The sequence below is a fragment of the Anatilimnocola floriformis genome, assembly GCF_024256385.1.
GTDB lineage: Bacteria > Planctomycetota > Planctomycetia > Pirellulales > Pirellulaceae > Anatilimnocola > Anatilimnocola floriformis.
The window spans coordinates 1,751,404-1,772,738 of record NZ_JAMLFW010000001.1; the positions used below are offsets into that span (position 1 = coordinate 1,751,404).

The window sequence follows — 21,335 nt, forward strand, 5'->3', positions numbered from 1 at the left end:
TCGCAAGAATCCCTCCACGGGGGAGAGGGGACCCAGAAGCGGCATCAAAACAGACACCAGCGTCCTGGCAGGCATGTTCATCATCGGCGGAACAAGCCGGCAAAAGTACGCGGAGCGTCTTTCATCCTTTATTGCGAAGCAACGGTATAACTTCGCAACCGACATCATAGCGAAGCTTTGACACGTGGCAAAGCTGGTGAAAGTCTGCGGCCGCGGCGGAACACACAGACACTACCTGCGCATTGGTGCTGGCAGTCGCGATCACACCATTTCTACGATCATTGCCACCGCGCCGCCGCCGCCGAGGCACAGCGATGCCAGGCCACGTTTCTCGCGTCGCTGATGCAAGGCATGCAGCAGCGTGACGAGCACGCGCGCACCACTGCAGCCGATGGGATGGCCCAGCGCGATGGCTCCGCCGCGGATGTTGGTCTTCTCCGGCGGTAGCTTTAATTCGCCGATGCAGGCCAGACATTGGGAAGCAAAGGCTTCGTTGAGTTCAAAAAGATCGATATCGCTCACCGATAGTTGAGCCTTGCCGAGCACGCTGCGGACGGCCGCAATCGGCGCGAGAAACAAATCCTTCGGAGCGAGGCTGCTGGCAGCTGCGGCGACGATGCGGGCTTTGAAAGGCGTGGCTTGAGCCTGGGCGAATTTTTCATCCACGACAACGACGGCCGCGGCCCCATCGCTGATCTGCGATGCATTTCCTGCCGTGGCGGTTCCCTCGCTGCCGAAGGCTGGCCGCAACTTCGCCAGGTCGGCGAGCGTTACGCCTGGGCGCGGCCCTTCGTCGCGGTCGACCACTTGTTCCGTTTTGCCGACTTTCACTTTGATGGGAGTAATTTCCGCACGAAAGGCGCCGGCCTCGGTCGCCGTGGCGGCCCGTTCCTGACTGGCGAGCGCGAAAGCATCTTGATCGGCGCGACTGATCGATTTACCGAGCGCGGTGTCGTCGGCGAGACAACCCATGGCCCGCTGCTCGGTCGCACACCACAGGCCGTCGTGAACCATCGCGTCGAGCGCGGTTTGATTACCAAACTTCCAACCGCTCCGCACACCCGGGAGCAAATGCGGCGCGAGACTCATGCTCTCCATTCCCCCGGCTATGATCGCCCGCGCATCGCCGGCGCGTATGGCTTGATCGGCGAGCATTACCGCTTTTAAACCACTGCCGCAAACCTTGTTGACCGTGACCGCGGAAATGTTCTCCGGCAAACCCGCCGCCAGCAATGCTTGCCGCGCCGGCGCCTGGCCAACGCCCGCTTGCAGCACGTTGCCCAGGATCACTTCATCGATCTGATCGGCCGCGAGACCACTGTCGGCGAGCGCCGCGCGAATCGCCGCCGCGCCGAGTTGCGGCGCCGGCAACGTCGACAACTGGCCGAGCATTTTTCCGATCGGCGTGCGCCGGGCGGCGATGAGGTAGGAAGAGGTCATGAGAGGTCTCCGTGTATTTGTTGATCCGATATATTGTATGCATTGTATGAACCCCCTCTCCTCGGTACTCCGGGGAGAGGGACGGGGTGAGGGGCTGAAGCGGAACAAACTTGGTTCGCAGCCTCGACCCCTCACCCTAACCCTCTCCCCGGAGTACCGAGGGGAGGGAACGATATTGTCACGACATTTCCAATGCCTCAGCTCAATCGTCCTCTCGGCAATTCCGGTCTGCTCGTTTCGCCCGTGGCCCTCGGCTGCTGGCCGATTGCGGGGATGACGAGTCTCGACGTTACCGAGCGCGACAGCCAGGCGACCATCGAAGCCGCCATCGCCGCGGGCATCAACTTCCTGGACACTGCCTGGTGCTATGGCAGCGATGGCGACAGCGAACGACTGATCGGCCGTACGATCCAAGGCCGCCGCGAACAACTGGTGATCGCCACGAAGTGCGGCATTCATTGGGGGCCGCAGGGAGAACGCATCTTCGATGCCTCGCGCGCTCGGATCCATCGCGAATGCCGCGAGAGCCTGCAACGGTTGCAAATCGAGCAGATCGATCTCTACTATCTGCACGCCCCTGACCCAAACATTCCGCTGGCTGAATCTGCTGCCGCGATTGCCGAACTGCATGCTCAAGGATTGATTCGCGCTGCCGCCGTTTCGAACGTCACCGTTGCTCAGTTGCAAGAATTTCAAGCGGTTTGCCCGGTCGCCGCGGTGCAGCCGCCGTACAACATGCTGCAACGGCAGATCGAAACCGATCTCGTGCCGTACTGCCGCGAGCACAACATTGCCCTCTGCATTTACTGGCCGCTGCTGAAGGGCTTGCTCGCGGGAAAACTGCCGCGGGATCATGTCTTTCGCCTTGGCGACGGCCGGCCGAAGTATCCGATGTTTCAAGGCGAAGAGTGGCAACGCAATCAAGATCTACTCGATGACCTGCGCGCGATCGCCGCTGATTCGAACAAGACCGTTGCTCAACTCGTCGTCCAATGGACGCTCGCGCAGCCGGGCATAACAGCTGCGCTCTGCGGCGCGAAACGCCCCGAGCAGATCATTGAATCCGCCGCCGCTTTGGCCGATGATTTCACCACTGCCGAACTAACCAAGATCAACGCCGCGCTGGCCCGTCGCGGCCCAGCCGTCACGCGCAGCGCGGTCTAATCTCTTCATCCCTTCCACCCTTCATCCCTGCTCCGCCCCATGAAATTCGCCATCTGCAACGAAACGTTTCTCGATTGGCCGTTCGAAAAGGCTTTTGCTTTTGCCCGCGACGTCGGCTACACCGGCCTTGAGATCGCGCCGTTCACGATTGCCACGAACGTCTTCGACATCTCTCCGGCCCGCCGCGCGGAAGTTCGCCGGCAAGCCGAAGACGCCGATCTGCAAGTGATCGGTTTGCACTGGCTGCTGGCTAAGACGAACGGCTTTTATCTGACGACGCCCGACGACGCCGTGCGGCAGAAGACGAGCGAATATTTTCAAGAGCTGGCCCGCCTCTGCCGCGATCTCGGCGGCAAAGTAATGGTGCTCGGTTCACCGCTGCAGCGCAACCTGCTTCCCGGCGTGACGCACGACCAGGCTCTCGACCTCGCCGCCGATTGCTTGAAGCGAGCGCTGCCGACGATTGAAGAGTGCGACGTCACCATCGCCATCGAACCCCTCGGCCCAGCCGAAGGCGACTTCCTCAATACGGCAGCCCTCGGCGTGGAACTGATCGAGCGCATCGGCTCGCCGCATGTTCGGTTGCACCTCGATTGCAAAGCCATGTCGAGCGAAAGCAAATCGATTCCCGAGCTTCTCCGCGAGAACCGGCAGGTCCTCGAGCACTTCCACGCCAACGACCCCAACCGCCGCGGCCCTGGCATGGGCGAACTCGACTTCGTGCCGATCTTTCAAACGCTCGCCGAAATCGACTACCGCGGCTGGGTCAGCGTCGAAGTCTTCGACTACGAACCGGGCGTAGAAGTCCTCGCCCGCGAGAGCATGGAGTACATGCAAGGCGTGCTCGCGGAGTTGCAATCCTAGAAAGAGCCACGCACGCAGTAAGTGGAATGGACTCGACTGCACTCACAAAGGTTCTGCTATGCATTTGCTTAGCCGCCAGCTTTAGCTGGTGGCAGCAAATCAAGCAGTTCCGGCTTTAGCCATTCCATTGGCTCGCGCGGGAACGACGGCTAAAGCCTGGCACTCGTGGCGTCTCTACCACCAGCTAAAGCTGGTGGCTAAGAGAGCGCGGGCCAAGTTTCACGCGCCTAACCCTTGGCTGACGCCGCGGGCTGTGACGCTGGCAACGCACTGAGCACCTCAGGAACGTGCTGTTCGCGTCCACCGGCGCACCACAGCCGGAAGCGGTCGAGGTAGAGATAAACGACGGGCGTCGTGTAGAGCGTCAGCATTTGGCTGAAGATCAAACCGCCCACGATGGCGATGCCCAACGGCTGACGGAGTTCGGCGCCATTGCCCACGCCGAGCGCCAACGGCAAGCCGGCGAAGAGGGCTGCCATGGTGGTCATCGTGATCGGCCGGAACCGCAGGATACAGGCTTCGAAGATCGCCTTTTCGGGCGTCATGCCGTGAGTGCGTTCTGCTTCGAGCGCAAAGTCGATCATCATGATCGCGTTCTTCTTGACGATGCCGATCAGCAGCAAAATGCCGATGAGCGCCATCACGTTCAGCTCGACGCCGCAGATCATGAGTGCGAGCAACGCACCCACGCCAGCCGAAGGCAAGGTCGAGAGAATCGTGAGGGGATGGATGTAGCTCTCATAGAGCATGCCGAGCACGATGTAGACCGTGACGAGCGCTGCCAGAATCAAAATGGGTTGCGTGCTGAGCGAATCTTGAAAGGCCTGCGCGGTGCCGGAGAATTTTCCCTGAATGCTTTCGGGCATGCCAAGATCGCGCGCGGCCTGCTCGATCTTCGGCACGACCTCGCCCAGCGAGGTTCCCTTGGAGAGGTTGAACGAAATGGTGGTCGATGGAAATTGACCGGAGTGATTGGCCGAGAGTGCCGAGTTGGTCACCGTTTGCCGATACAGTGTCTTCAGCGGAATCTGCGAGTCGCCCGGTCCGCGAATGAAGATGTACTTCAGAGCTTCCGGACTTTCGGCGAACTCGTCCTCGACTTGCATCACGACGTGATATTGATTCTGCGATTCGTACATCGTGGCCACCTGCCGTTGCCCGAAAGCGTCGTACAGCGTGTTGTCGATCGTCGCCAGCGTGATCCCCAGCCGAGCGGCCATGTCGCGATCGATCTGCAGCCGCGACTGCAAACCTTTGTTCTGCTGATCGGTGTTGACGTCGACCAGACCTTCGATTTTCCGCATTTCGCGGAGCAGCTTGGGGTTCCAGTCGTTCAGTTCCTTCAAGCTGTCGCCGCGCAGGTTGTATTGATATTGCGCGCTGCTCACGCGACCGCCGACGCGCAAGTCCTGCACGGGCAACAGCACCAGCGTCGCGCCGGGCAACTTCGAGGACTTCTCACGAATGCGCTTGATCACATCATCGACCGAAGCTTTTCGCTCGTTGAGGGGCTTGAGCGCAATGAACATGCGGCCGGAGTTGGTCGCGCCACCCATGCCGCCGCTGCCGCCGGTTTGAGCAGTCACTCCGTCGACCGCGGGATCGGCACTGACGAGCGCGGCAAATTGTTCAAGCAGCCGCGACATCGATTTGAAAGACGTGTCTTGATCGGCCATCAAGCTGCCGGTCAAACGGCCTGTGTCTTGCTGCGGAAAAAATCCCTTCGGCACGATCACGTACAAATAAACGGTGAGCACGAGCGTCGACAGCGTCACGAGCAGCGTGGCAAATGGATGCCGCAAGACAAAACGGAGCGATCGTTCGTACACGCCGAGAATCCATTCGAAAATCCGCTCGCTGAATTCATAAATACGGCCATGCTTGCGCTCGTGCTGATTCTTCAGCAAATAGGCGCACATCATGGGCGTGGTAGTCAGCGAAACGACCAGCGACACGGCAATGGCGACCGTTAGGGTCACTGCAAACTCGCGAAACAGCCGACCGACGATGCCACCCATCAGCAAGATGGGAATGAACACGGCCACGAGTGAAATGCTAATCGATAAAACCGTAAAGCCGATTTCCTGCGCCCCTTTGATCGAGGCTTGCATCGGCGTCATCCCTTTTTCGATGTGCCGGGCGATGTTTTCGATCACCACGATTGCATCATCGACGACGAAGCCCGTGGCAATGGTCAGCGCCATGAGCGAAAGATTGTCGAGGCTGTAGTCGGCCAAGTACATCATGCCGAACGTACTGATGAGCGACACGGGAACGGCCACGCTGGGAATGAGCGTCGCGCGCCAGTCGCGCAGAAAAATGAACACCACCAAAATCACCAGGCCCACCGAGAGCGCCAGCGTGAACTGCACGTCTTCGAGCGAAGCGCGAATGGTCGCCGTGCGATCGAGCGCCACGTGCAGGTCCATGGCAGCGGGAATTTGCGCGTCAAGCTGCGGCAGCAATTCGCGGACGCGATCGACCGTGCCGATGATGTTGGCATTCGGCTGCCGAAAAACGATCAGCAGGATCGACGGTTTGCCTTCGTAAATACCAAAGGCCCGCGTATCCTCGACCGCATCCGTCACTTTCGCGACGTCTTGCAAGCGAACCGGCGAACCATTGCGATAAACGACGATCAGCGGCGCGTATTCCTTAGCCGTCAGAAGTTGATCGGTGGCATTCAAAGCCCAAGTCGTTTCGCCGTTGGAAATACTCCCCTTCGGCCGATTGGCGTTGGCCGTGCCGAGCGCGGCGCGCACGTCTTCCAAACCCAGGCCGAGAAAGTTGAGGATTGTGGGATTCACATCGACGCGGACCGCGGGCGCCGAACCACCGGCGACGCTTACCTGACCAACCCCGTCCACCTGCGAGAGCTTTTGCTGCAAGATCGTCGCAGCAACGTCGTACAGCTTGTCCTTGGTGTAGTTGTCCGACGTGAGCGCGAGAATCATGATCGGCGAATCGGCGGGATTCACCTTGCGATAGGACGGGTTATTCGGCAAGTTGGTCGGCAACTGGCCGCGAGCCGCATTGATCGCGGCCTGCACATCGCGCGCAGCCGCGTTGATGTTGCGATCGAGATCGAATTGCAGCGTGATGCTCGTCGCGCCCAGCGAACTTGCCGAGGTCATCTCGGTCACACCGGCGATGCGGCCGAACTGCCGTTCGAGCGGAGTCGCCACGGCGGTGGCCATTGTTTCTGGACTAGCGCCGGGCAAGTTCGCGCTGACTTGAATCGTGGGAAATTCGACCTGCGGCAACGGCGACACCGGCAGCAAGACATAACCCAGCGCGCCGGCGAGCGTGACGGCGATGGTTAGCAGCGTCGTGCCGACGGGCCGCCGAATGAACGGAGTCGACAGGCTCATGCCTCGCCTCCGTGCGTCGCATGTGCCACCGCATGTCCTGGCAAATCGTTCTCAGGAACCGACGTGGTCTGCACTCGAATCCCGAACCAAGTGCCGAGGCGATCGAACCAGAGGTAAATCACCGGCGTGGTATAGAGCGTGAGCAGCTGGCTGAAGATCAAACCGCCGATAATCGTGATGCCGAGCGGGCTGCGCAGTTCGGAGCCGGTACCAGTGCCAATCGCGAGCGGCACGGCGCCCAGTAACGCCGCCATCGTCGTCATCATGATCGGCCGAAAACGCAACAGGCAGGCTTCGAAAATGGCTTCGTACGGTTCCTTGTTCTGATTGCGCTGCGCATCGAGCGCAAAGTCGATCATCATGATCGCGTTCTTTTTCACGATGCCGATCAGCAGGATGATGCCGATCAAACCGATCACGCTCAAATCGGAACGGCAGAGGAGCAGCGCGACGAGAGCGCCCACGCCCGCCGACGGCAACGTCGAGAGAATCGTGATCGGATGAATGTAGCTTTCGTAGAGAACGCCCAGCACGATATAGACGGTCACCAGCGCGGCAAGAATGAGCAGCGGAGTGTTCTTGAGCGACGCCAGAAATGCTTCGGCCGTCCCTTGGTAGCTGCCGACAATGCTCGGCGGCATGTCGAGTTCGGTCTTCGCCAGGTCGATTGCTTCGACGGCTTGTCCCAGCGAAACGCCTGGGGCCAGGTTGAACGAGACAGTCACCACGGGAAACTGCCCCTGATGATTGATCGTCAGCGGCGCGGTGGTTTCTTCGATCCGCGTGAACGTGCTCAGCGGCACGGCTTTGCCGTTCGGCGGGCGGATATAGATTTCGCTGAGATCGCCGGGCGAATCGCGAAACTCCGGCTGTACTTCCAAAATCAGGCGGTACTGATTCAGCTGCGTGAACATGATCGAAATTTGCCGCTGCCCGAAGGCATCGTACAGCGCGTCGTCGATCATCTGCGGCGTGATTCCCAGTCGCGACGAAATATCGCGATCGATGACGACCCGAGTTTGCAGCCCGGAGTTCTGCTGATCGCTGGCCACGTCGCGCAGCTGCGGCAGTTCGCGCAGCTTGGCGACGAACTTCGGCGCCCATTCGTCGAGCTCTTTGGAATCGGGATCTTCCAAGCTGTATTGATATTGCGTGCGGCTGACGCGAGTTTCGACCGTCAAGTCCTGCACTGGTTGCATGAAGAGGCGAATCCCCTTCACATCATTCACCAGCTCTTGCAAGCGGTGAATGATTTCGGTGGCAGATTCGTGGCGCTCTTCATGCGGCTTGAGATTGATTTGAATGCGGCCGCTGTTGGCCGTGGTGTTCGTCCCGTCGATGCCGATGAAGCTCGACAAGCTGTCGACGGCGGGATCCTTGAGAATCGCCTTATTCAACGCGAGTTGCCGGCGCGACATGGCTTCGAACGAAGTGCTCTGCGGCGCCTCGGAGATGCCCAGAATCACGCCCGTATCTTGCACGGGAAAGAAGCCCTTCGGCACTATCACATACAGGCCGATGGTGGCGAGCAGCGTGGCGAGCGAGACAAACATCGTGGCCGTTTGATGTCGCAGAACCCAACGCAAGGTCACGCCATAAACGCGAATGACCCATTCAAAGGCCGCCTCGGACATGTGGAACAACCGGCCATGTTTGTTCGGGTCGACGTGCTTGAGGAGCTTGGCGCACATCATGGGTGTGAGCGTGAGCGAGACCACGGCCGACATGAGAATGGTCACGCTGAGGGTCACGGCAAACTCGCGGAACAACCGCCCCACGATATCGCCCATGAAGAGGAGCGGAATGAGGACCGCGATGAGCGACACGCTGAGCGAAACAATCGTAAAGCCGATCTGCTCGGCGCCCTTGAGTGCGGCGTCGAGCGGCGATTCGCCTTCTTCGATGTAGCGCATGATGTTTTCGATCATCACGATCGCATCGTCGACAACAAAGCCCGTCGAAATCGTGAGGGCCATCAGCGTGAGATTGTTCAAGCTGTAATCGAGCAAGTACATCACCGCGAACGTACCGATCAGCGACAGGGGAACGGCGACGCTGGGGATGATCGTGGCGTAGAAGTTGCGCAGGAAGACGAAGATCACAAACACCACCAGTGCGATGGTGAAGAGGAGTTCGATCTGCACGTCTTCGACCGACGCACGAATGGTGACAGTACGGTCGGTGAGAATCTTGATCGACACCGCGGCTGGTAGCGCGTCTTTGAGTTGCGGCAGCAGATCCTTCACGCGGTTGACCACTTCGATGGTGTTCGCGCCTGGCTGGCGCTGGATATTCAAAATCACCGCCGGCGTGTCGTTCATCCAGGCGGCTTGGCGTTGATTTTCAACGTCGTCGATGACATCGGCGACGTCTGACATCAACACCGGTGCGCCGTTGCGATAGGTGACAATCAGCTTGCGATACTGCTCGCTGGTAAAGATCTGATCGTTGGCGCCAATGGTGAAAGCCTGGCGCGCACCGTCGAAACTCCCCTTGGCCTGGTTCACGTTGGCGGCGGCGATCGTGGCCCGCACGTCCGAGAGATTCAGGCCCAGCGCCGAGAGGGCGGTCGGGTTGACTTGAATGCGGATCGCTGGCTTTTGGCCGCCGCTGATGCTCACCATGCCCACGCCGCTGAGCTGCGAGATTTTTTGCGCGAGTCGCGTATCGGCGAGATCTTCGACCTTCGAGAGCGGCAGCGTTTCCGAGGAAATCGCCAGCGTCAGGATCGGCGTATCGGCGGGATTGGTCTTCAAATAGATCGGTGGATTCGGCAGATCGCGCGGCAGGAAGGTCGAAGCCACGTTGATCGACGATTGCACCTGCTGGGCCGCGACGTCGATATCGAGCTCGAGCGAAAAGCGAAGCGTGATGATCGAACAGCCATCCGAGCTGGTTGAGGTCATCTGCGTGAGGCCGGGAACCTGACCGAACTGCCGCTCGAGCGGTGCGGTGACCGACGACGCCATCACGTCGGGACCGGCGCCGGGATAATACGTTACGACTTGTATCGTCGGATAGTCGACCTGCGGCAACGCCGACACTGGCAGCAAGCGATAGGCGATGATGCCCGCGAGCGTAATCGCAGTCATCAGCAATACGGTCGCGACCGGCCGTAGAATAAATGGGCGAGAGACATTCATCGGGCGTTACTTCGCGGCGGGCACCGGCTCACCAGGCTTTTTTCCGGCTGGCGAATCGGACTTGGGCTCGCGCTTCCCTTTTTCCTGAGCAGCATCTTTGCCGCCAGCTTTCGCGTCACCGGACTTCGCATCGCGAGTCGTAACCTTGGCTTTGGGCTGCAGCTTGTCGAGCCCTTCGGTCACCACCACTTCGCCTTCTTTCAATCCTTTTTCGATCGACGTTTCGGTTCCTTCCACCGGCCCAGGAATCACATCGCGCAGTTCGACCGTGCTATCGGCTTGCACCACATACACAAAATTGGAAGTGGGGCCGCGTTGCACGGCAGCCGAAGGAACGATCGTGGCGTTGTGCTTGGTATCGACGAGCAACCGCGTGTTCACAAACTGATTGGGAAACAGCGCGCCAGCGTCTTTGTCAACAATCGCTTTCAGACGCAACGTGCCAGTGGTGGCATCGACCTGGTTGTCGGTGGCCAACAATGTTCCCGTCGCCAGTTTGTTCTTGAAGTCGCGATCATAGGCTTCGACTTGCAGGTCGTCCCCCTTCAGCAAGCGAGCTTGCACGCGGGGGATTTCGTCCTGAGAAATCGTGAACGTGATTGCAATCGGTTCGAGCTGATTCATCACGGCCAGACCGCTCGGATCATTGGCCCGCACAATGTTGCCGACGTCGACCAAGCGCAGACCGATGCGACCTTTGAAAGGCGAGATGATCCGGCAGTAAGTGATTTGCAGTTCGGCATTGGCTACCATCGCGCGATCGCTTTTCACCATCCCTTCGGTCTGATGTACGAGCGACTCTTGGTTCTCGAGCTCTTGCTTCGAGATGCCTTTGCTCTTGAAGAGGTCGTAGTAACGCTCTAGCGTGTTCTTGGCCGTCTTCAGCGTGGCTTCGTCGCGGGCCAGTTGGCCGGCGGCCTGGTCGCGCTGCACTTCGAAGGGGCGCGAGTCGATCTGGGCCAGCAAGGTTCCCTTTTCGACGATCTCGCCTTCTTCAAACGGCACGCTGATCAACTCGCCATCGACGCGGCTGCGGATGGTGGCCGTCTTCAACGCGGTGACGGTTCCCAGGCCGTTGAGATACAAATCGAAGTCGCGAGTTGTTGCCGTGGCGGTGACGACGGGCACCACGCGGGGGCCCTTGGGGGCCTCGACCTTAGCGGCAAAATATACCGAAACCTTCGGCCACCATTGGGCGCGATAATACCAACCGGCCCCCGCGCCGATGGCGAGCACCGCTAGAGTGATCCAGGTGCCGAGGCGAGACTGCTTAGGCTCGCGCGCGGCTTCACGAGCGATCGGCGAGTGTTGGGTCGACGGCTCCGCGGGCAATGGCTGTTGAGCCGGAGGCGGCAGGGTTTCTTCCTGCGTGCGTTCCGGGGCTCGGCGCTCGGCTGCGGGCCGGCTTTTCGCCTCGGAGGGCGGAGCGGAAACGGGCGCGTTCCTGATCATCGTATGGTGCCCGAAATTACTCGGGCCAGGCAAAGGCGGGAAGTTTGGAGAGGCTATCGATCTACACTTATCATTGAACGCCACAGCGGGCTGCTGGGGTATCTGCCGTTAGGCATATGACAAGCTGGCTGCAGTAATGGAAGTTTAGAACCCCTGGCTGGTTCTCGACTTGGCGTCACTGGTTGGCTGGTGGAAAATCGATTTTAATCGAAATAACGGCGCGGTTGCGCCTGATTTCCGGAATTTCCTTACATGACATTTCCGCATGCCCGATCGACCCCGGCAGTGTCCAGCAACCGCTGGTTACTTGCCGCCGGTTTGTTGGTGCTCGGAACTGTGTTTTTTTCAACCGCCGCTCATGGGCTCGATCCGCAGCGGCCACTCTCGCAAGCCCTGCTTCGCATCTGGCAAACGCCCCAAGGGCTGCCGCGGGTCGTGATCTATTCCATCTTTCAGACCAAGGATGGCTATCTGTGGTTGGGCACTCAGGCCGGTTTGTTTCGGTTCGATGGCGTGCGGTTTGTGCCGATGTTTGCCGATCACGAGCAGTTGGCAAAATGCTGGATTCGGGACCTGTGCGAGGACAACGACCAGAACCTGTGGATCGCCACCGAAGACGCTGGCCTGATTCGCTGGCGGGCCGGTCGCGTCACTTCGTTTGGGCAGGCCGAGGGGCTTCCTTCGAATCATGTTCGTTGTTTGCAAGTTGATCGCCGCGGCGATCTGTGGATCGGCACCGATCGGGGCCTGGCCTGTCTGCGCGATGGCAAAGTGGCGGCGGTGAATCAGGAAAATCTCCGCTCGCTGCCGATTCACGCGCTCGATGAAGCAGCCGACGGAACGCTCTGGATTGCTACTGCCGGTCCCGCCGTTTGGACTTCAAATGGAACCGCGTTCACCAAGCAGAGTTTTAAAGCGCTGCCAGCCGAGAGCACGATCAACGCGATTCATGCTGGGCCTGGCGACACCGTTTGGCTCGGAACATCGGCTGGGCTACTGCGCCGCAGTGGCGAAACCGAGCGACTCTTTACGGTCGCCGGCGGGCTGGGAAGCGACGAAGTGCTTTGCCTGGCAACTGCCCGAGAAGCGGGGCTCTGGATCGGTACCAAAGACGGCTACTGCCGAGTGCAGGGAGATCGGCTCGAGAGTTTTCAATCGCGCGACGGCTTGTCGCAGAGCACGGCGCTCGCGCTCTGTGAAGATCACGAAGGGAGCCTGTGGGTCGGCACGAAGTATGGTCTGAATCAGTTCGTCGATCGCCGCACGCTCTTGCCGTTTACGACGAGCGAAGGCTTGCCCAGCAACGACACGGGGCCCGTGCTGCAAACCGAGCAGGGAGATATTTGGGTCGGCACGCTCGATGCGGGACTGGCGAAGTTTGCCGGGCGGGAGTTTGCCCTCGCGGCGACCTTGCAAGCCGAGCTCCCCAGCCAACGCATTCTGTCGCTCGCTGGTGATGCCGGCGATCTGTGGATCGGCACCGATGCCGGCCTGTGTCGTGAACATGCGGGGCAAATCGTCGAGCAGTTCACCACAGCCGAGGGATTGCCGGCGAATAAAATTCTGGCTCTCTGCCGCGATCAAGCTGGCGCGCTTTGGATCGGCACTTCAGGTGGAATCGTCAAACTGCACGCCGGGAAACTGGTCAAGCCACCAGGCCTGGATATGACGCGGCCGATTCAAGCGTTGGTCGCTCATCCCGGCGGATATTTAATCGCTGCCGTCGAAGGCGGTGAGCTATATCGCATCGCCGATGGCGAGGTGACTCTCTTCGACGAGCAACTTACCGGCTGGCGCGACGTGGTTGCCTTTCATGTCGATGCGCAACGCCACTTGTGGGTCGCCTTCCGCGACGGCGGCCTCGGGCTGATCGATGGCGACAAGCACTTCCGCTTTCGCGCGAAAGATGGACTCTACGATGACGACATCGTGGGGATCGCCAGCGATGACCGAGGCCGACTATGGGTGGCCTGCAGTCGCGGCATTTTTTCGGTACTAGCCGAAGAACTGCAGCAATTCTCGGCAGGGCGCATCAGCCAAATCAACTGCACGCCGTTCAGCCCGACCGATGCTTCGCGGACCATCGAATGCCGCCGCGGCGTGCAGCCCGCCGTTTGGAAAATGGAGGATGGCCGCATTTGGTTCTCGACGATTCGCGGCATTCTCGTCGTCGATCCGCAGCGTTCGACGCGCACGCTGCCGCCGCCGTCGGTCGTGATCGAAGAAATCAATGTGAATGGCCAAAGCACTTCGGCCAAACAATTGGCCACGCTGCCGCCGGGGCGGACCAATTTTGATTTTCACTACACGGCGCTCAGCTTCGCTTCGCCGACGCGGATTACGTTTCGCTATCAACTTGCCGGGTTCGATGCCGATTGGATCAACGCCGGTTCGCGGCGCGAAGCGTTCTACACCAATCTGGCCCCCGGCAGTTATCGCTTTCGCGTGCTCGCCTTGAATTCCGACGGCGTGGAGACAGAATCCACGCCCCTCGAGTTCACGGTCCGGCCGCACTTTTATGAAACCTGGGCGTTTTTGCTCTGCGTCGTCTTTGCGATCGTCGCCGCGGCCTGGATTGCTTTTCGTCTGCGTATGCAGCGCGTCAAAGAACGTTTGCAAGTGGTGCTCGGCGAGCGTAACCGCATTGCTCGCGAACTGCACGACACGCTCATTCAAGGTTTCTCGGGTGTGACCATGCAAATGCAAGCGCTCGCCGCGCGCTTGAAAAAGCCGGATGATCTGGCGACGCTCAGCGAGATCATTAGCGACGCCGGCAACTGTCTGAGCGAAGCCCGCCGCTCTGTCGCCGGCCTGCGCAATCCCGAGAATGCTGAATCGGGGCTCACTGCCGCCATCACGCAATCGGCCCGCCAACTGACCGAAGGGAGCGACCTGCGGTTGCAGCTGCAACTTGGCCCACTCGCGGGAAAATTCAATCCCGATGTCGAATACAACGTGCTGCGGATCGTGCAGGAAGCGATCAGCAACACCATCAAGCACGCGCAGGCCAGCGCTGTCGAAGTTCGTTTGAAATCCAACGCCCACGAAGTGGCCATCACGGTTCACGACGACGGCCAGGGTTTTGATGTGGCGCGGCATCTCGAGCAGGCCCAGCCGGGCCATTACGGCCTCATCGGCATGCGCGAGCGCGCGAGCCAGATCGGCGCCACCGTGCAGTGGCGCAGTCAGCCGCGGCAAGGAACGACCGTTCTGCTCAGCCTGCCGCTGTCATCCGCCGCTGCCTTGAAACGATAATTGGAACCGGTGAAATCATGACCGACGAAGCAGCGCCACAAATTATTCGCGTTCTGTGCGCCGACGATCATCCGCTCGTCCGCAAAGGGATCGTCGCCATCCTCTCGAACGAAGCCGATATCGAACTCGTCGCCGAAGCGGCCAACGGCCGCCTGGCCGTCGAACTCTATCGCAAACATCAGCCCGATGTGGTGTTGATGGATCTACGCATGCCCGATCTCGACGGCATTTCGGCCATTAAACAAATTCGGGACGAGTTTCCCGATGCCAAAATCATCGCGCTCACCAGCTTCGATGGCGATCAAGACATTTATCGCGCGCTCGAAGCGGGCGTGCGCGGCTATCTGCTCAAAGAAATGGTTCACACCGAAGTTCTCAATGCCGTGCGCAAAGTGTTTGCCGGCCAAAAGCTGATGTCGCGTGAAGTGGCTGATCGCGTGGCGGGCTACTTTCCGCAAAACGCCCTCACGCCGCGCGAAACCGAAGTCCTGAGCCTGGTCGCGCAAGGCAAAGCCAACAAAGAAATCGCCGCATACCTGGGCGCCGCCAGCGGCACCGTAAAGATTCATGTGCAAAACATCTTGGCCAAGCTGAATGCTTCCGATCGCACGCAAGCCGTCACCATTGCCCTGCAGCGGGGCATCATTCATCTAAAATAATTCTAAATGGCAATCCTTATGCCGAATGGCATATGACAATTTTCGCCCCGATTGGCACACTGTTGGTGCAAACCTAACCATGATTGTGCCAGATGAAATTGTTCTATGTTTTCAACCGCGCCGGCCAATTAGTCGGTCCGCTCCCGACGGCCGATTGGGATCTGCCCGAAGAAAAATGGCGAGCGCTGCTGTCTCCCGATCAGTTTCGTCTGCTCCGTCGGCAAGATACGGAGGTCGCCTTTTGCGGCATGCTCCTCGACAACAAGCAGCAGGGCGTTTATTTCTGCGCGGGTTGCGGACTGCCGGTATTTTCTTCGGATGCGAAGTTTGATTCGGGAAGCGGCTGGCCTAGTTTCTATCAGCCCTTGGCTGCCGCCAACATCATCCTGCGTCCCGACCAGCGCAATGGTTTGCAACGCTTGGAAGTCAGCTGTGCCCGCTGCGCCGGCCACCTCGGTCATGTCTTCGCTGATGGTCCGCACCCCAGCGGTCAGCGTTTCAATCTGAATTCGGCATCACTGCTGTTCGCCCCCAGCAACCAGGTGGCGCGCTTGGCCGATCCGGCTGCCGATTAACATTGTCGTCGTTTTCTCCGAAAACGATGGGCTGAGGTAAAACGACCGCGCGCTGCCGAAAGAGCGTCAGCGATTTTCGGCCGGTGGCGAGGGAAGGTTGGCGCGCGGTCTCGCAGCGCCTTGGCCGATGGAGTAAAAGCCGCCACCGAGTCCACTCGCCAAAACCGGAACTTCGCGGAGCTCGTTCCTGCGGCCGTGATAGGGTTACCTCAACCCATCGATTTCGGAGAAATCGACGACATTGTCGTCGTTCACTCCGTGAACGATGGGCTGAGGCTAACCAACCGCGCGCCGCCGAAAGAGCTCCGCGACTTTCGGCGTGTTTGGCAAGTGGAGATTAGAGCCCGATCGGTCGGCGAGCGGAACGCGGAAGCAAAAACCGCCGCCGAGTCCACGCGCCAAATCCAGAACTTCGCGGAGCTCGTTCCTGCGGTCGTGATAGGGTTACTTCAACCCATCGATTTCGGAGAAATCGACGACATTGTCGTCGTTCACTCCGTGAACGATGGGCTGAGGCTAACCAACCGCGCGCCGCCGAAAGAGCTCCGCGACTTTCGGCGTGTTTGGCAAGTGGAGGTTGGAGCCCGATCGGTCGGCGAGCGGAACGCGGAAGTAAAAGCCGCCGCCGAGTCCACGCGCCAAATCCGGAACTTCGCGGGGCTCGTTCCTCGGCGCGCGACAAGTTCAACTCAACCCACCGAATACAGAGTATTCGGCGACATTGTCGTCGTTCACTCCGTGAACGATGGGTTGAGGTAAAACGGCCGCGCGCTGCCGAAAGAGCGTCAGCGATTTTCGGCCGGCGGCGAGGGAAGGTTGGCGCGCGGTCTCTCAGTGTGTTGGCCGATGGAGTAAAGACGCCGCCGAGTCCACTCGCCAAAACCGGAACTTCGCGGGGCTCGTTCCTCGGCGCGCGATAAGTTCACCTCAACCCACCGAATACAGAGTATTCGGCGACATTTTCCTAACGCTCTTGTTCAAACTTCACCACTTCGCGCCCTTGAGCATCGAGTGCTCGTACGCGCAATTGTTTCTCGCTGGCGGTGAAGAACGTCACGGTGGCTTCAGGCAGACTCGGGCCGCCGCCGATCACGGTGGCGAATGGCGGCGTGTGGCGGATCGTCGTTTCGTCGGGTTTGGTTTTGTCGACAACGTGGACAATCTCTTTGTCCTTGGCGATCAGATCGTACTTGTGAATGTGTCCGGAAATGCAGAGGTCGATCTTCGCGCCGCGCAGCACCGGCTCCCACAAGTCGCGCGAGTGGGCTGCATCCCAAAAGCCGCGATAGTAGAGCGGTATGTGCGTCAGCAAAATCCGCCACGTCGCCGAACGCTCGCTGCTATTGGCGAAGAGCCCCGTCAGCCATTCTGTTTGCTGCTGGCGATAAGGTTGAAAGAGTTCCATTTTCTTCGAGCCGTCTTCGCCAGAGTCGGGGGCGATAAACCAACAGGGCCCGAGGAGAAAATCGAAATACGCCTTTTGTTCGGCAAACGGCGCGGCCGGATCACTGCCGGGAAAATCGACCAGGTGCGACAACTGCCCGGCAAACGAACCGCGCACGTCGTGGTTGCCGCGGATAAACAGCATCGGCTTGTTCGAACCATCGAAGAGACGGACATACGCTTCGAGATTGACGAGCGCTTGCCGCGCGTTGTTGGCCACACTCGGATCGTTCCACATATCGCCGAGCAAAATCGAAAACTCGAAGTCGCTTGGCTTGACGAGCTTCACCAGCGCCTCAGCCGTCGCGATGCGATCGTGCACGTCGTTGTAAATAACCGCCCGCACTTCTTTCCCCTGCGGATCGAAGGGCGTGAAGGTGTAGATCTCCGACGAACGCTCCTCGCCGTTCTCGCGATAGTCGACGCGGTAGTAATACGTCTGCGCGGCGTTCAGTTTTTCGAGTCGCGCCTTCCAAACTCGCCAGGTAACTTTGGGAATCGCCGAACTCGTGAGGCGCGCCGTTTCTGTCAGCGCGGTTTTGTCTTTACCCCAGCGCACACGCACGTCGTCGGCAGCGAGCGCGGCGAAACAAATCGTCATCGCGTCTGCCGTAGGGTTCTGCAGGTACGGCTGGATGTAAAGCTTGGCGTCTGCGGGCGCGTCAGTGGTTTGCGCAGCGGTTTCACTCACCAACAACGGTGTGAGGGTCGCTGCCGCCGTGCCCACCAAAAAGTCACGGCGAGTCGCAGAGTTCAGAACGTCGTCCATTGCAATTTGGCCCTTGCGGGATTTAGTCACAGCTTGCCCGAACCGACAGCCTGCGGGCTTCCAAATTTCGATCGACGCTCGTTGACTTGGCAATTGCATACATGTACAATATAACACTAAATTGACTCGGCTGAATCTTCGGCCTGGCGGGGGTGGTTACTGCTGCGCGGAAGCCAGTTATGCGGGCGAAGGAATGCTTGGTTGGTCGGTGATCGTGCGACACCCAGATTAGTGGTTGTGAAGTGTTGTGAGCTTTTTGGGGTGGTTTGATCTAAGGCGATAAGAGTGTGCGACTTACGAGGTTCAAAAAGTGCAACAATCTGTTGTGAAAAGTGTTGTGCGAACGACGCGAGCCGGTTGAGGTTTTTCTCGCAAGAGAGGACGGGCTGCGGCAACTATTCATGGCGTAGCAGCTGCGGAACATTGATTACACGGATGCTCATCGCCTTTCCCCCAGCAGGAGATTTTCACATGAAATGGACCAAGATGTTTTCCGCCAGCTGCCTGGCAGCGGCGCTCGCCACGACCACTACGTTTGGCCAGGACCAACCTGTGGAGGTTCGCGTCCGCGCGATCGCCGGACCTGATGGCAAGGTGTTGCAAGTGCTCGAAGAACGGGTTCTCGGCAAGGACGACGAGAAAGCCGAGAAGAAGGAAGAGGGCAAAACCGACGGCCAACCGTTGCGGGCCCGCATCTTCCGCCGCGCTCAAGAACTGGGCGAAAAAATTGCCGAAGCAGCTGAAGGCGCCACGGTTGAGATTGCCAACGAAGACTTCTGGGGTGAAATGCCGCAGTCGGATTATTGGATCGGTGTGCAGATTGCGCCCGTTTCGGCTGAAGTTCGCAAGCACATCCCAGTGAAGCACGGCGTGTTGGTGCAGCAAGTCTATCCCGACAGCCCGGCCATCAAAGCCGAACTGCAAGCCGACGACATTCTGCTGCAAGCTGGCGACGCGAAGATCGAAACCGGTCCCGACCTGGTGAAAGCCATCGACGCTGCCAAGACCACGGAGGTGCCGTTCCTCGTCCTACGCGGCGGCAAGGAGATCAAGCTCAAGATCACGCCCACCAAGCGCGAGAACGAGAATGAAAGACTGCCCGTGCTCACCGCTCCCGCCGTTCGGCTCGAACGGTTGCACGCCGCTCAAAAGCAGTTCGAGAAAGCCCTCGAAACGTTGCGAGCCGAAACGCAGCCTGAGCAGGGAAAAGTCGACCTCATGCTGGTCCGTCCCGGCGCCTTCATCATGCAGAGCGACGTTGCGAAGTTGCCCGACGATGTGACGGTGCAGATCACAAAAGAAGGAAACAAGCCGGCGAAGATTCAGGTCAAGAAGGGTGACAAGAGTTGGGATGCGACGAGCGATAAACTCGACGCCCTGCCAAAAGAACTTCGCCCCGCCATCGAACAGATGCTGCATGGAAACGGCCCGCCCTTTGTGACGACGTTTACCAATCCGTATATGAACGTGACTCCGCACACCGCCCGAGTGCAAATTCCCGGCGGCAACGGTCCTACGGTGACGACGATCGCCCCCAGCGCGACCGTTCCTTATGGCGTTGCTCCGGTTCCCGCGCTGCCAACCGTGCCGGGCATGCCGGCTACTCCGCCCGTCGTAGCCAAAGCGGCCACGGCGTGGGCTCACGCAATCGGCCCGAACAATTCCGACGCCAAGCTCGATCAGATCTTGAAGAAGCTCGACTCGCTGGCCAGCCCCGATCTGGAAGCGATGAAGGCCGAACTAAAGGCCCTGCGCAAGGAAGTCGACGAACTGCGAAAGAAGGCTGATAAGTAGTGGTTTGTTGTGGGCCGCAACTGCGTTAGGCGATGACGGCATGCACCACGCGGCCGTGCACATCGGTCAGACGAAAATCGCGACCAGCATGTCGATAGACCAGCCGTTCGTGATCGAGTCCTAACAGATGCAAAACGGTCGCGTGCAGATCGTGAATGTGAACTTTGTCGTCGACCGCGCGAAAGCCGAAATCATCGGTCGCGCCGTGTGCATAACCGCCGCGCACGCCACCGCCGGCTAACCACATCGTAAAGCCGTAGTGATTGTGGTCGCGGCCGTCCCCCGCTTCGGAAGTGCTGGTGCGGCCGAACTCGCCGCCCCACACGACGAGGGTATCTTCCAGCAACCCGCGCTGCTTCAAATCGGCCAATAGCGAGGCGGTCGGTTGATCGATGTCTTTGCACAGCCGGCGGACTTGCTCGTTGTGATTGTTGTGCGTGTCCCACGGCTGACCGTTGCCGTAATAGACCTGCACAAAACGCACGCCGCGCTCGACAAGTCGCCGCGCGAGCAAGCAGGCGTTTGCATAATGAGACTTGCCATACTGAGCCCGCGTTGCTGCCGATTCGCGGTTGATGTCAAAAGCATCGGTCGCGGCAAACTGCATGCGGTACGCGGTTTCCATGGATCGGATCCGCGCGTCGAAGCGGGCATCGCCGCCGCGCTCGTCGGCATGTTGCTCGTTGAGCTGTTGCAGCAACGAGAGTTGTCGCTGCTGATCGGCGGGCGCCAACTTGTGGCGGACGTTGGGGATCATCGTGGCCGGATCGATCTGACTGCTGTTGATATACAGCCCCTGATGTTCGCCGGGCAAAAAGCCGCTGGTCCAGAGCTCCGCGAACCGCACCGGTCGACCGGGGCAGAGCACGACGTAGCCCGGCAGATCACTGTTCTCGGTGCCGAGGCCGTAGGTGAACCACGCTCCCATGCTCGGCCGGATGGGCGCCATCGTGCCGTTGTTCATCAGGAACAGCGCGGGGCCATGGTTCGGATTGTCGGTGTGGCAGCTGCGGATGACGCACAAATCATCGGCCCGCTGCTGCAGATTCGGCAGTAGTTCGCAAATCGGCAAACCACCTTCGCCGCAGTTCTGAAACTTGAACGGCACGGCCATCAATCCGGCGGTCTCGCGCTCGGTGCGGAGTTGCACTTCGGCGGGGCGCTGCCCGGCAAACTTATTGAGCGCCGGCTTGGGATCAAACAGATCGGCCTGAAATGGCCCGCCATTCATAAAGAGTTGAATAACCCGCTTGGCCCGCGGCGCGAAATGCGTCTGCGACGGTGCTACTTCTGCCGCGGCAGTTTCAGCGGGCATCATGCCCGCGAGGGCAATACTGCCGAGTCCACCACCGAGCGCTTGCACGCATTGGCGGCGTGAGAAAGGCGGCAAGTTTTTCATGGGTTTG

The 21,335-nt window shown here is 59.6% G+C and carries 13 protein-coding genes; 7 read left to right on the forward strand and 6 right to left on the reverse strand.

Features of this window, described 5'->3' with window-relative positions; genetic code table 11:
- Nucleotides 1-261 precede the first annotated feature (261 nt).
- Entirely contained in the window at nt 262-1,440 is a 1,179-nt protein-coding gene (locus M9Q49_RS07100; RefSeq protein WP_254508017.1) for a thiolase family protein, read from the reverse strand.
- 192 nt (nt 1,441-1,632) lie between these two features.
- On the opposite strand from M9Q49_RS07100, the gene M9Q49_RS07105 reads away from it, so the two are divergent.
- A complete protein-coding gene (locus tag M9Q49_RS07105) occupies nt 1,633-2,604 on the forward strand; it encodes an aldo/keto reductase (protein ID WP_254508018.1) in 972 nt (323 codons plus the stop codon).
- Between the two features lie 39 nt (nt 2,605-2,643).
- On the forward strand, nt 2,644-3,468 hold the full coding sequence (locus tag M9Q49_RS07110; protein WP_254508019.1) for a sugar phosphate isomerase/epimerase family protein: 825 nt from the start codon (nt 2,644-2,646) through the stop codon (nt 3,466-3,468).
- 227 nt (nt 3,469-3,695) lie between these two features.
- Here the strand turns inward: M9Q49_RS07110 and M9Q49_RS07115 are convergent, their stop codons facing one another.
- From M9Q49_RS07115 to M9Q49_RS07125, 3 genes are read right to left on the reverse strand one after another with little or no spacing between them, the layout of a single operon-like run.
- Nucleotides 3,696-6,839 (reverse strand): multidrug efflux RND transporter permease subunit, encoded by a 3,144-nt coding sequence (locus M9Q49_RS07115; RefSeq protein ID WP_254508020.1) that lies wholly within the window; start codon nt 6,837-6,839, stop codon nt 3,696-3,698.
- Complete coding sequence (locus tag M9Q49_RS07120) at nt 6,836-9,982, reverse strand: multidrug efflux RND transporter permease subunit (RefSeq protein ID WP_254508021.1); 3,147 nt, start codon at nt 9,980-9,982, stop codon at nt 6,836-6,838. The genes M9Q49_RS07115 and M9Q49_RS07120 overlap by 4 nt, the downstream gene beginning before the upstream one ends.
- A gap of 6 nt (nt 9,983-9,988) precedes the next feature.
- Nucleotides 9,989-11,434, reverse strand: a complete 1,446-nt coding sequence (locus tag M9Q49_RS07125) for an efflux RND transporter periplasmic adaptor subunit (protein WP_254508022.1) — start codon at nt 11,432-11,434, stop codon at nt 9,989-9,991.
- A gap of 285 nt (nt 11,435-11,719) precedes the next feature.
- On the opposite strand from M9Q49_RS07125, the gene M9Q49_RS07130 reads away from it, so the two are divergent.
- The 4 genes from M9Q49_RS07130 to M9Q49_RS07145 all read left to right on the forward strand — a co-directional run bounded on the left by M9Q49_RS07130 (nt 11,720) and on the right by M9Q49_RS07145 (nt 16,682).
- Entirely contained in the window at nt 11,720-14,689 is a 2,970-nt protein-coding gene (locus M9Q49_RS07130; protein ID WP_254508023.1) for a sensor histidine kinase, read from the forward strand.
- A gap of 17 nt (nt 14,690-14,706) precedes the next feature.
- Nucleotides 14,707-15,348: a response regulator gene (locus M9Q49_RS07135; protein ID WP_254508024.1), complete on the forward strand. Its 642-nt coding sequence runs from the start codon at nt 14,707-14,709 to the stop codon at nt 15,346-15,348.
- A 92-nt stretch (nt 15,349-15,440) separates the two neighbouring features.
- Nucleotides 15,441-15,923 (forward strand): peptide-methionine (R)-S-oxide reductase MsrB, encoded by a 483-nt coding sequence (msrB, locus tag M9Q49_RS07140; protein ID WP_254508025.1) that lies wholly within the window; start codon nt 15,441-15,443, stop codon nt 15,921-15,923.
- Between the two features lie 120 nt (nt 15,924-16,043).
- A complete protein-coding gene (locus M9Q49_RS07145; protein ID WP_254508026.1) occupies nt 16,044-16,682 on the forward strand; it encodes a hypothetical protein in 639 nt (212 codons plus the stop codon).
- Between the two features lie 205 nt (nt 16,683-16,887).
- Here M9Q49_RS07145 and M9Q49_RS07150 read toward each other — a convergent pair whose 3' ends face one another.
- Nucleotides 16,888-18,135, reverse strand: a complete 1,248-nt coding sequence (locus M9Q49_RS07150; RefSeq protein ID WP_254508027.1) for an FN3 domain-containing metallophosphoesterase family protein — start codon at nt 18,133-18,135, stop codon at nt 16,888-16,890.
- A gap of 471 nt (nt 18,136-18,606) precedes the next feature.
- Here M9Q49_RS07150 and M9Q49_RS07155 point away from each other — a divergent pair, with 471 nt between their 5' ends.
- A complete protein-coding gene (locus M9Q49_RS07155) occupies nt 18,607-19,929 on the forward strand; it encodes a PDZ domain-containing protein (protein ID WP_254508028.1) in 1,323 nt (440 codons plus the stop codon).
- Between the two features lie 25 nt (nt 19,930-19,954).
- Here the strand turns inward: M9Q49_RS07155 and M9Q49_RS07160 are convergent, their stop codons facing one another.
- Nucleotides 19,955-21,328 (reverse strand): DUF1501 domain-containing protein, encoded by a 1,374-nt coding sequence (locus M9Q49_RS07160; RefSeq protein WP_254508029.1) that lies wholly within the window; start codon nt 21,326-21,328, stop codon nt 19,955-19,957.
- Nucleotides 21,329-21,335 lie beyond the last annotated feature (7 nt).